Source organism: Rhodanobacteraceae bacterium, assembly GCA_024234055.1.
In the GTDB taxonomy this organism is placed as follows: domain Bacteria; phylum Pseudomonadota; class Gammaproteobacteria; order Xanthomonadales; family SZUA-5; genus JADKFD01.
Genome location: JACKOW010000006.1, coordinates 72,049 through 85,143, shown reverse-complemented (window position 1 = coordinate 85,143; position 13,095 = coordinate 72,049). Strand labels below are relative to the sequence as shown.

At 63.5% G+C, this 13,095-nt stretch carries 4 protein-coding genes; 1 reads left to right on the top strand and 3 read right to left on the bottom strand.

Going from position 1 to position 13,095, the window contains the following annotated elements; genetic code table 11:
- Positions 1-96 precede the first annotated feature (96 nt).
- A complete protein-coding gene (locus H7A19_12135) occupies positions 97-1,605 on the bottom strand; it encodes a tryptophan 7-halogenase (protein MCP5475576.1) in 1,509 nt (502 codons plus the stop codon).
- A gap of 351 nt (positions 1,606-1,956) precedes the next feature.
- Positions 1,957-4,677 carry a TonB-dependent receptor gene (locus H7A19_12130; GenBank protein ID MCP5475575.1) on the bottom strand — a complete coding sequence of 907 codons (2,721 nt, stop codon included), beginning with the start codon at positions 4,675-4,677 and terminating at the stop codon, positions 1,957-1,959.
- Positions 4,678-4,984: 307 nt separating this feature from the next.
- Here H7A19_12130 and H7A19_12125 point away from each other — a divergent pair, with 307 nt between their 5' ends.
- Positions 4,985-7,642 (top strand): alpha-amylase, encoded by a 2,658-nt coding sequence (locus H7A19_12125; protein MCP5475574.1) that lies wholly within the window; start codon positions 4,985-4,987, stop codon positions 7,640-7,642.
- A 152-nt stretch (positions 7,643-7,794) separates the two neighbouring features.
- Here H7A19_12125 and H7A19_12120 read toward each other — a convergent pair whose 3' ends face one another.
- The gene (locus H7A19_12120) at positions 7,795-13,062 is read right to left on the bottom strand and encodes a VCBS repeat-containing protein (protein ID MCP5475573.1); all 5,268 of its coding nucleotides are present in this window, start codon (positions 13,060-13,062) and stop codon (positions 7,795-7,797) included.
- Between the last annotated feature and the right edge of the window lie 33 nt (positions 13,063-13,095).

Here is a 13,095-nt window from a genome sequence, read left to right as displayed (position 1 = left end):
TCGGCGACTCTCTGCGTTCTTTGCGTTCTGCTTCTGGCAACGGACCGCCGCGATTCCCGGTGTTCGCGATGGCGCGCCGGTCGCGACGCGAAGCCGCTACAACGGGTGTGCGCGGCAATTCTGGGCGATGTACTCCGCGTGGGTGGGCATCACTGACACCGAGTTTTCGAGTACGGCGCGGGTGCCTTCGACCATCTGCCGCAGTTCCGTCTCTGGCAGCAGGTCGACCATCGGATGCCAGGTGTCGGGCAGGATGCCCTGGCCGACCATCACCTGCAGCCAGCTGACCTCGGCGAACAGCTCCTGATTCTCGCGGTGGATGCGGCCGTTGCGCTGGAACAGCTCGATCTTCTGAGCCAGCGCATCGGGAATGCTCATTTCGCGACAACGACGCCAGAATTCGCCACCGCGTTCGTTGGCCTTGTAGTGCAGGATGATGAAATCGCGGCTGCGCTCGAATTCGAACTGCACCTGGCGGTTGTATTCGGCGATCGCCACCGGATCGAAGCGGCGATCGGGGAAGTACTCGATCAGCTTGCTGATGCTGGTCTGGATGAAATGGATGCTGGTCGATTCGAGCGGTTCCAGGAATCCGCTGGACAGGCCGATGGCGACCACGTTCTTGTTCCAGAACTGCTTGCGTTTGCCGGTGACGAAACGCAGCGGGCGCGGGTCGGCCAGGGCGGCGCCGTCCAGATGGCTGAGTAAGGTCGCCGCCGCCTGATCGTCGCTGACGTGATCGCTGCAATAGACATAGCCGTTGCCGGTGCGATGCTGCAGCGGAATACGCCATTGCCAGCCGCCCTCGCGCGCGGTCGAGCGGGTGTAGGGCGTGAACGGCTGGGCCGAGGCACAGGGCACGGCCAGCGCCCGGTTGGCTGGCAACCAATGACTCCAGTCTTCATAGCCGGTCTGCAGCGCCTGCTCGATCAACAGACCACGAAATCCCGAGCAATCGATGAACAGATCGCCGCTGATGCGCGCGCCACTGTCCATCTGCACCGATTCGACGAATCCCGATTCCGGATTCAGGGCGACATCGACCACCTTGCCCTCGATGCGCTCCACGCCCGCCGGCTCGCTGCGGCGACGCAGGAAGCGGGCATACAGACCGGCATCGAAATGGAAGGCGTAGGAAATGCTGCCCAGCGGCGAATTCGGCCGGTTCACCGGGCGCATGAACTTGTTGTTGCGGGCGGCGATGTGGTTGAAGGTGTAAGCGCCGAGCGCGGGCGCCAGGCCGGCGCGGTGCAGCTTCAGCCAGTAGTGATAGAACTGCACCAGACCGAGATCGCGGCCGCCAACCACACCGAAGGCGTGGAGGTAGGAATGGCCCTCGCGCAGCCAGTCGGCAAACTCGATGCCCAGCTTGAAGCTGCCCTGGGTCTCGCGGATGAACTCGTTCTCGTCCAGCCCCAGCGTGCCGTTGAAATTTCGGATCTGCGGAATGGTGGCCTCGCCAACGCCGACCGTGCCGATCTCTTCCGACTCGATCAGCTGGATCTTGAGCAGCGGCCCCATCAGCTTCACCAGCGTGGCCGCGGTCATCCAACCGGCGGTGCCGCCGCCGACGATGACGACGGTCTGGATGCGTTGATCGCTCATGGCTGTGTTCCAGGTATCCAGTTCGAGAATCGCATGATTGCAGGGTGGAACCGCCGCAGGCGATTCCACCGTCGAGCGATGTGGGAAAAATCTTCAACGCGGAGAACGCAGAGAGGCGCAAAGAACGCGGAGAAGAGCAACGGCAATCTTGTTTCAGCTTCTCTCTGCGTTCTCTGCGCCTCTCAGCGTTCTCTGCGTTCTGCTTCTGGTAACAGACCAACGCGGTTTCCGGTTTTCGCGCCGGCGGATGGGACGCCGGTCGCGACACAAGGTCGCTCCTACGCACAGAAAAAACCCCTGTCGACTTTGCGGTCGACAGGGGCTGGGGAAGGGTGCTGCCTGGGGTCGTTGTTAGAACTTGTAGGAAGCGCCGAGCAGGTAGGTACGGCCGTACTCGTTGTAGGAGCGCGGACGGTCCGGCGTGCCTGGATCGCGGAAGGTCTCGCGATAGGCTTCGTTGGTGACGTTGTTGACCTGCAGCAGCACGGTCAGACCATCGAGGTCGCCGCTGAAGGAGTAGCCCGCCTGGAAGTCGATCAGATCCTCACCCTCGACGTAGCGGGTTTCGCGATCCGCACCGAAGCCCTGGATCTCGCCGATGAAGGACGAGCGGCTGCGCTGACTGACTCGGGTCGAGAAGCCGTACTTTTCGTAGTACAGCGTGATGTTGGAGACATAGCGCGACAGACCCGGCAGTGGCTGGCTGGTACCCGGACCCTGCGGCCGGACACCGCTGCGGGTATCGGAGTAGCTGCCGAGCATGCCGAACCCGTCCAGCATGGGCACGAACTCGCCGAAGGGCAGCGACAGTGCCAGTTCCCAACCGTTGATGGAGCCGCCCTCGCCGTTCACAGGACGGGTGAAGCGACCGATGGTCGAGGTCGGAATCTGGCCGGTGAAGCCGCTCAGGTCAAAGACGCTGAAGTCGAAGTCCACACCTTGATCGTAGATGTAGTTCTTCAGGTCCTTGTGGAAGCCGGCCGCGCTGACATAGCCCTTGCCGCCGAACAGGTAGTACTCGTAGGACAGATCGAAACTGGTGGCGCGCCAGGGCTCGAGCTCTGGATTACCGCCGCCGCCCGACCACTCGCCGCGGGTGGTGTCGATGCCGAAGCCGTTGTTGGCGCGCATCTGATCCATACGCGGACGTGCCAGCTGCTTGGCCACACCCACGCGCAGACTCTGCTCATCGGTCAGCGAGAAGATCAGGTTCAAGCTCGGCAGCACATCGTTGTAGTCCTTGCCGCCCTTGAACGGTTGGGCCTGGGTGGCATTGCCGCCGGGCACCGCGAAACCCTCGGACTCCTGATCGGCATTGACGTACTGGATGCCAAGGTTGCCGCGTACCGGAATGTCGCCGATCTGGCCGTCGATGTTCAGCTTGAAGTAGCTGGTGATGACGGTTTCGTTGACTTCCCAGTCCTTGTTGAGAATGTCCTGGTTGATGTTGGTGCGCGGCGTATACAGATTGAAGGCACCGGGGACGCTGTAGGCAATGGTGCCCGGGATACCGGTGAAGCTGAGATTGCCGGCGCTCTGCAGGATGTTCGAGGGAATCGGCAGCGGCTGGCGGTTGTTGGCGAGGTCGAGGAAAGCCTCGGCCACGGCGCGGCTCTTGCTGCGCTTGGACCAGTTGGAACCGAAATCGAAGCTGCTGAACATCTCGCTGTCGAGCGAGCGGGTCAGCGAGAAGCGCGCCGAATCCAGCTTGTCCTCGAACTTCGGATACTTGATGTAGCCGTCCTGGCCCCAGCCGCCCGGATCGCGCAGCTGGATGACATTGGGATCGGTGTAGTCGATGCCGAAATCCAGATTGGGCAGGCCGGTACGACGGTTCAGCGTGAAATTGACGATGTCCGAGCCAGCGGCGCCGGCATAGGTTTCGAGGATGGACTCGTCGCGGTTGGCCTTGGAATGGCTGAAGTCGGCCATGCCGGTCCAGTATTCGTTGAAAGTGAACTCGTTCTTGAAACCAATCGCGAAGATGTCGTCTTCGCGCTTGTTGCGGTCATTGCGCAAGACCGGGCGCACGCCGTCGTAGGTGCCGGCAACGACCAGACCGTCCTCGACCACGGCATTGGTCAGCGGCGCACCGGACCAATGCAAGCCGGTCTGCAGGCCGCGGGTGGTCTCGACGCGCTCGAACTTGGAGTAATACAGGTCCAGCGCGCCGTTGTAGTTCTCGCTGGGCTGCCATTCGAGCACGGCCATCAGACCATCGCGCACATTCGAGGTGGACGTGGCGAAGCTCTCCGAGCCACCGAGGATCAGGGTGTTGGCCTGACCACCGACGGTGTCGGTCGGGTAACCCCAGGCGTTCCAGCGCTCGGCCTGACCGGGCGAGTCCAGACGGGCAAAACCGATGGCCAGGCCAATGGTGTTGTCGGCGAACTGGTCGATGTAGGAAGCACTGAGACGGTAACCGGTGTCGTCATAACCCGGATTGACCTCGCCGACCGAGTTCTTCTCGTAGCGGCCATTGACCGAGACCACCCGCTTGCCGAAGGCCAGCGGACGCACGGTCTGCAGATCGACGGTGCCGGAGATGCCCTGGGCGACCAGATTGGCATCGGGGGTCTTGTAGATCACGACCTGATTGAGCAGTTCCGAGGGGTACTGATCGAATTCGACACTGCGGTTGTCGCCACTGGAGACCTGCTCGCGACCGTTCAGCAGAGTGGTCGAGAAGTCGCCCGCCAGACCGCGGATGCTGATCGTGGTGGCACGACCGGCCACGCGCTGCGCGGCCAGACCCGGCAGACGGGCAATCGATTCGGCGATGCTGGAGTCCGGCAACTTGCCGATGTCTTCGGCCGATACCGCCTCGATGATGGAGGTCGATTCCTGCTTGATCGAAATGGCGCTCTCGATGCCGCGGCGAATGCCGGTGACTTCGACCACGTCCATTTCCTTGGCCTTCTCAGCCGCGGCCGCCTTGCGCGCAGCTTCGCGCTCCTTGGCGGTCATGGTCTGGTCCTGGTCATCGGCGTTTTGCGCGTAGGCACCTGCGGAAACCATCAAGGTCGCCGAAGCCAACGCCATGAACAACATGTTGCGCTTGAGTTTCAACATCTCCCCCTCCACTGCTGGGCGTTTCTTTGGGCACTTGGAGACAGCCAGAAAACCGGGCTTTGCACTGTCTCCAGACTCGATTACGTCAGCGGCGACCCCTGCCTCTGCGACGTGGCGAAAATGGTAGCCGCAGCGGCCATCTGTTAAGGACTCGTTGTATACGTATTCATGGTGAAACTTGGGTGCCTGCACTACCGGTCGTCGCTTAGGAGCGGCAAGACTGCCCTCTTGACGCAATCGCGCGACGACGAACGACCCGTTCCGGATCGCGCCCAGGGGGTACCCATTGCCGCTGCAAAAGATGCCAATGTCGGTTCGATGGCTGACCATGGGATTGAGTGCTCTGCTGGCCGCCTGTGCTGCACCGCAGCAAAATCAACCGGCTGCGCAAGTCACCCTCGCACCGGCGATGCCATCGCCGGACTGGCGCGATCAGATCATCTATTTCGCCATGATCGATCGTTTTGACGACGGCGATCCTGGCAACAACGATCAGGGTGTGGGCGAATACGATCCCGGCCGCGGCGGCCATTACAGCGGCGGCGATCTGCGCGGACTGACGCAGCGACTCGAATATATTCACGATCTGGGCGCCACCGCGCTGTGGATCACGCCGCCGGTGGCCAACCAATGGTGGAACCCGACCCGTGAGCACACCGGTTACCACGGCTATTGGGCCAGCAATTTCATGGCCGTCGATGCCCATTACGGCACGCTGGCAGATTATCGGAAGCTGAGCGAGTCCCTGCACCAGCGCGGCATGTATCTGCTGCAGGACATCGTCGTCAATCACACCGGCGACTATTTCGGTTACGACGGGCCCTGGGATCCGGCCGATCCCACCCGGAATTTCCGCCGCCATCCAGACCCCGACGGCAACAGCGCACCCACCCAGCCACCCTTCGATCTCAACAATGTGCTGGACCCGGCGCAGCGCGCGGCGGCGATCTATCACTACACGCCGAATGTGCGCGATTTTGCCGATCCCGAGCAGGAAGCCAATTTCCAGATGTCCGGGCTCGACGATCTGAACACCGAGAACCCGCGCGTGCGCCAGGCCCTGCGCCAGAGCTATGGCTGGTGGATCCGCGAGGTCGGGGTCGATGGCTTCCGGGTCGATACCGCCTTCTATGTGCCGCCGGCGTTTTTCGAGGATTTCCTGTACTCGGCGGATACGAGATATCCCGGCATCGACCGGGTGGCGCGGGCTGCCGGCCGCGAGCAGTTCCATGTCTTCGGCGAGGGCTTCGTGCTCGACGCGCCCGGCAGCGAGGCTGGCATGCGCAAGATCGACCGCTATATGCGCGGTGAGAACGGCCAACCGCGCATGCCCGGGATGCTCAATTTTCCGCTCTACGGCAGTCTGGTCGATGTCTACGCCCGTGGCCGACCGACCGCTGATCTGGCCGAGCGCATCGAGGCAATGATGCGCATCCACACCCAGCCGCACCTGATGCCGAGCTTCATCGACAACCACGACGTCGACCGCTTTCTCGCCGGCGGCAGCGAGGCGGCGCTGCGTCAGGCCCTGCTGGCGATGCTGACGCTGCCGGGGATTCCGACCATTTACTACGGCACCGAGCAGGGTTTCCGCGAGCCACGCGCGGCGATGTTTGCCGCCGGCTATGGCTCCGGCGGCCGAGACCACTTCGACACCCAGTCGCCCTGGTTCCAGTACCTCAAGTCCGCGATCGCGCTGCGCCGCAGTCATCCCGTGCTGTCGCGCGGCACGCCCGAGATTCTGCATCGCAATCCGGCCGGCGCCGGGGCGCTGGCCTGGCGCATGTCTCTCGAAGGCGAACAGGCAATCGTCGTCTTCAACAGCAGCGATGAGCGCACGCTGCTCGATCGATTGCCCACGGCGCTGGCGCCCGGGACACGCCTGCGACCGCTGTTCGCCATCGATGGCAAGGCGCCACGGTTGCAAAGCGATGGTGCCGGTCGGATCAGTCTGGAACTGCCGCCACGCAGTGGCTACGTCTGGCAGCCGGGCGACCTGGAAGCGGTCACGGCGCCCGCACGGATGGCGCCAACGCTGGAGCCAATCTCGAACTCGGTCCACCGTGAGGACTTTGTCATCGCGGGTCGTGCCAGCCGCGCGATTCAGATCGTCGTCGATGGACAGCTGGACCAGGCGCAGACCGTCGAGCCCGACGCCAGCGGCCGCTGGACCACGACCGTCGATACCGGTGACATGCTCGATCCGGGCATCGAGCATCATGTGGTCGCCTGGGATGGCGAGTCCGGACAGGCGTCGGCGGGCCTGAATTTTCACGTTCAGCGCGAATGGCAGCTGCTGGCGGATCTGCCCGACCCGGAGGGCGATGATCACGGCCCCGATGGCGGCTACCAATATCCCGACGACCCCGGGTGGCGGCTGGCGCGTCCGGCCGACATCCAGCGCGTGCGCGTGTTCGGTTCCGGTGGCTCGCTGCGGGTCGAACTGACCATGCATCAGCTCCTTACCCCGTGGAATCCACCCAATGGCTTCGACCATGTGGCGTTCACGCTGTTCGTGGAACTGCCTGATGACCGTGATTGCAGTGCCGATTCTGCTTCGCGCCGGTCCCAGTGCGGCGCCCGCGAGATGCCGCTGCAGAACAGCGAGCTGCCGCAGCAGATGCGCTGGCACTATCGAGTGCGGGCGCACGGCTGGTCCAATGCCTTGTTCAGCGCAGAGGGCGCCAGCATCGACAGGGAGGGAACGGCGGTGACGCCAACCGCCGAGATCAGCACCGACACCGAGGCGCGTACCGTCACCTTCACCCTGACGCGCGCCGCGCTCGGCCGTCCGCAGACCTTGACCGGCGCCCGGATCTACGTGAATACCTGGGACTATGACGGCGGCTATCGGGCTCTGGCGCCAACAGCCGGTCCGAACAACTTCGGTGGCGCAGCTGAGGACGGCGCCAGGATCATGGACAGCAGCGGCCCTATCCTGCTGCGAGCTCCCGGCGAGCATTGAACTGCAGGCGCGGTGGGCATCTCACCGCCCCTGGAGATGCGCCGTTTCGCGAATCCGTTTCTGCTGAGCAGCTCATCAGACCCGCGGATGAACGCTCCAGGATCAGGCTCGGCGAGTCACGAAGGCCGATTCGCGGCCTGCGTGACCTGCATTCAGTCAGGCGCATGGCGCGTAACGGGCGGCGTCGGGACAGGATCTTCGAAGCCATCACGGAACAGACCAAGCTCCAGGTCATCATCGATCAGGAACAGCGTTGCCGAGGATCCCGGATCGGCACCGATCTGCAGGCTGATGGTCTCGTCCGGCTCCGGCTCGCTGTCACTGACAGCTGCAATGATCAGATCCGAGGCCTGCGACAGCGCGTTCACACAGATCTGGATGCCGGCGCTGCCCGGATCCTGGTCCTCGCTCAGGTAATCCTGATTGAAGCTTGCAGTGCCGGCAAAACTCACGTCGAAGCAGCGCGTCGTGGAGGCCGGTCCGCTGGTCTGCGCCTGCAGCGTTGCCAGCCCGCCGGTCTCCGGCAGCTTCGCCGTGTCCACATCGACGCCGGAAATGACCGGCACCGTTTCATCGTCCAGCAACTGGGCGCTGGTCTGTGCGCCGCCACTGCTGGCCGTGAGGGTCTCACTACCTTCGTAGACCGCATCGTCGATCGCGGTGATGGTCAGGGATGACTCCGTGTCACCTGCAGACACGCACAGCTGCGTACCGGACCGGATCGGGTCGTCGTCGCCGCTGAGATAGTCGATGCCCGGTTGCGCCTGTCCGGTGTAGCTGATGTCAAAGCAGTTGACCACCGCAGCGTTGGATGACTGCTGCAACAGCAGGCTGCTGCTGCCGCCATTCTCTGCCAGCGAGGCGGGACTGAATTGCAGGGACGTGATGGTCGGTGCCGGGTCATCGTCGCTGAGGATGGCCGACGCATTGAAACCCCCTGAGTTGACGACGATGCGCTCGTCGTTCTCGTATGTCGGATCATCGATGCCCGACAGCGTCAGTTCTGCGCTGCTGGCGCCGGCATCCAGACACAGCTGGATACCGGGGGTGAGGACGTCGTCATCGGTACTGCTGAAATCCGTGCCGAGCAGCGCCGTGCCCGAGTAGCTCAAATCAAAGCAGGTGGCCGTGGTCGAGGCGTTTGAGGCCGAGCCGGTCAGCGCTGCCATACCGCCATTCTCCGAGAAACTGGCGGGATTGATCTGCAATCCGGTCAGCACCGGGGCAGCATCGTCATCGCTGAGCGTGGCATTGGCGCTGAAGCCTTCGGCGCTGACGGTGAGAGCTTCATCGCCCTCGAAGATGCTGTCGTCGATGCCGGTCAGTTGCAGATCACCGGTACCGTCGCCGGCACTCACACACAACTGCACACCGGCACTCCCAGCGTCATCGTCGCCGCTGGAAAAATCGATGCCGACGGCGGCGGCACCCGCAAAACTCAAATCCAGGCACGTGTCCGTCGTGGCGGTATTGGAGACTGAAGCGGTCACCAGCGCGACGCCGCCGTTTTCGCTGAATGATGCCGGCATGATCACCAGTTCGGTGATCATCGGCCGCGTGTCATCGTCGCTGATGGTCGCTGTCGCGTTGAGTCCGCTGCTGCTGACCGTCAGTGTCTCGTCGCCCTCGAACACCGTGTCATCGATGGCCGTGAGATCGAGCATGCCGCTGAGATCGCTGGCGGCCACGCACAACTGGATACCGGCGCTGCCGGCATCATCATCGGCGCTGGAGTAGTCCGCATCCAGCTGGGCCGCGCCAGCAAAATTCATGTCGAAGCAGGCGTCGGATGTGGATGCGTTGGATATCGATCCTGCCAACACGGCGACGCCACCGTTTTCGCCGAAACTCAGCGGTGCGATGCCCAGAGCCGTCAACACCGGTGCGCTGTCGTCGTCGCTGACCGTCGCCGCCGCGCTGAAACTGCCACTGCTGACGCTGAGGTTCTCGTCGCCCTCGAAGATGTTGTCATCGATACCCGTCAGCGTCAGTGCTCCGCTGGTATCGCCCGCCGCAACGCACAGCTGCGTGCCGGCTGTACCAGCGTCGTCGTCAGCACTGCTGTAGTCGGTACCCAGAATTGCCGCACCGCTGAAGCCAAGATCGAAGCAGCTGTCGACCGTCGCCGCATTGGATACGATGGCCGTCAGGACTGCGGTGCCGGCGTTCTCGGCGAAGCTGGTGGGGGCAATCGCCAGCGAAGTGATGGCCGGAGCCGACTCGTTGTCGACCAGCGTGACGCTGGCCAATCCGGCACCGCTGCTGGCGATGATCGTCTCGTCGCCCTCGAACACACTGTCGTCAATAGGCGTCAGGGCCAGATCGGTTTCCAGGCTGCCGGCTTCCACGCAGGCCTGAATGCCTGCGGTCAGGGGATCGTCGTCGCTCATGCTGTAGTCGACGCTCGCGGTAGCCGTGCCAGTCAGGTTGATGGTCTGACAGCTTTCAACATCCGACAGTTGATCGATGGTGACGACCAGAAAAATATCCGAATCTGTCTCGGACAAGCTGGCCTCGGTGAAGGCCAGCGACTGCACCCTGGGTGCGGGTTCGTCATCGCTGATCGTGGCGCTGGCTAATTGGCCAGCGCTGCTGGCAGTCAGATTCTCGTCGCCCTCGTAGACGCCGTCGTCGATGGCGGTCAGCGTCAGGGTTCCGCTGGAAGCACCCGCCGCCACGCACAGCTGGGTGCCTATCGTGCCGGCATCAGCATCGGTGCTGGAATAGTCGCTACCGAGCGTGGCTGCACCGCCAAAACTCAGGGTGTAGCAGGTGTCGCTGATCGAGGTGTTGGACACCGTGCCAGTCAAAATCGCCGTGCCACCGTTCTCACTGAAGCTGCCGGGGATGATAGACAGTGCCGTGAGCACCGGCTCGCTGTCGTCGTCGCTGAGCGTCGCCGTGGCGCTGAAAGCACCGCTGCTGACGCTCAAGTTCTCGTCGCCTTCAAAGATGCTGTCATCAATGCCGGTCAGGGTCACTGTTCCCGAGAGATCGCCCGCGGCGACACACACTTGCTTGCCAGCAGTGCCGGCATCGTCGTCGTCACTGCTGTAGTCGATGCCGACCACGGCGCTGCCGGAAAAACCGAGATCGAAGCAGCCGGCCTGGCTGGACTCGGTGACGATGCTGGCGGTGAGCACGGTGCTGCCGCCGTTTTCGCTGAAGCTGCCGGGCGCGATGGACAGGCCAGCCAGCACCGGCGCCGCGTCGTTGTCTCTGATCAGGATGTCCTGGGTCAGGACGGTTCCGGCCACCAGCCCCACCGAGTAGTCAGTGATGCTGATGGTCGCGGTCTCATCGCCTTCCAGCAGCGCATCGTCGAGCACGGTGAAGCTCACACTGCCGCTGCTGCTGCCACCCGGAATCACGATCTGCATCGCGGACAAACTGTAGTCGCCGCTGGTGATGCCGGTGCCGTCGACGCTGAGGTCGACGCTCTGATCGCTTGCCACCATCGATGTCGCTGTGGCGGTCACGGTAATCACGCTCTGCGCGGCTTCGCTGCCGCTGCTGGCGCTGACGCTCAGCTCGACCGGGCTGGCGCCATTGATCCACACTTTTTCAGGCTGCCGGTAGTTGCCTGCGACCAGATCCAGGTCGCCATCGCCATCCAGATCACCCACGGAGATGGACGTGGTCACGGAGTCGGTCGCGCCCAGCGCTTGCCCGCTGTCGCTGAAGTTGCCGCTGCCGTCGTTCAGCTGCACCCGGTTGGAGCCGTAGTAGTTCGCTTCGACCAGATCCAGGTCGCCATCACCATCGACGTCGGCCAGCGCCACATCGTAGATGTTGTCGCTGCCGGGGAGCGCGCTGCTGCCGGCGCTGAAGCCGCCGCTGCCGTCGTTCAGGCGCAGAATCGAGCCGCCCGTGGTGGCCTCGATCAGATCCAGATCGCCGTCGCCGTCGACATCGCCCAGCACCACGCCGTTGGTGCGAGCATTGGTCAGCTGCTGACCTGAATCGCTGAAAGTGCCCGTGCCGTCGTTCAGATACACCGCGTTGCGGTCATTTCTATCGTTGCCCTCGATGAAGTCGATATCGCCATCGTTGTCGACATCGCCCACCGCAATACCCAGCGTGCGCGAGTCGGTCCCCAGCCGCTGACCGGAATCGCTGAACGTGCCCGTGCCGTCGTTGAGGTAGATCCGGTCCGGGTTGCCCAGCACGCCGACAATCAGATCGGGATCGCCATCGCCGTCGACGTCGGCGAAGCGGCCGTCGGCGGCGTTTCCTGCTGAGAGGCTCTGGACGAGGCTGAGTACACCGCTGCCATCATTGGCATAGAGCCGAATCGGCTGGCCGAGGTTGATCGCCGCCACGTCAATATCGCCGTCGCCATCGACGTCGGCTGCGTCGGCGCCAAAGGTATCGTCGGTCCCCAGTCGCTGGCCGGTATCGATGAGATTGCCGGCGCCATCGTTGAGGTAGACCCGGTTGCTCTTGCCCGCCGTAAAGCCGCCATAGCCGCCGGTGAACAGATCCAGATCGCCATCGCCGTCCAGATCGGCCAGAACCGTGACCTGGGTGCTGGTGGTCGTGTCGGTTTCCAGTACTTGCTCGCTCTGAACGAACTGGCCACTGCTGCTGTTCGGTGCCTGCAGGCTGAGGATGTGATCCTCGACTTCGCCGTTGTCGACGCTGCCACCGACGCCAATGCCGCCTGCGCGGGTGATACGCATGCGGCTCAGGGTGGTGATCGATCGCGCCTCGGCAGGCACGTCGAAGAACAGCGTGTTGTCGCCCACCGCCACATCCACACTGTCGAAGATGTGCTCGTCCGCGCCGTTCCAGCTGCCGTCACCGTTGAAGTCGATCCAGGCATCGAGCTTGCCCGATTCGCCCTGGACGTTGACCACCACGCCGTTGTCGGTCGCACCCACCTGAGCGACACCAAAGCTGACGCCATCCTCATCATCGCTGCCGGCCAGGTCGTCGCCATCTGCCGCCACCGAGGGAACGCCATCGGTCTCGGCGTCGCGCAATGCGCCCAGCGTGGGGCCCGCAAGCACGTGGCTGGCGCCATTGCTGGCTTGCAAAGTGGGGTACGGCACCGGTGCATCGCCGTAATCGACGGCGATGCCGCTGCTCACTTTCGCAGACTCGACTCGGGGCGTGGAAGAAACGGCGACCTGGATCAGCTTGCCGCGACCATCGTTCAGTTGGACCCGCTCAATCCGGACGGCACCGGCCTTCGCACACGGTTTCTGGAGCGGATCGGCAGGGCCGTCGCCGACAACCGCGACGCGCAGCCTGCCGCGCACCGTCCTGGTCGCGTACGGCGAGAGGCCAGCATCGGCAGCAATGCCGCAATCGGCCCGCGCGGCATGTGCTGGCAGCGGCAAGGACGGCGATACGATCACAGCCGCACACAGCGTGGCCCGAATGGCCTGCGTCAATGGATGTTTTCTGGCCTTCATGCGCCGTCCCCTGCTATCGGTCCGAAGCAGCCA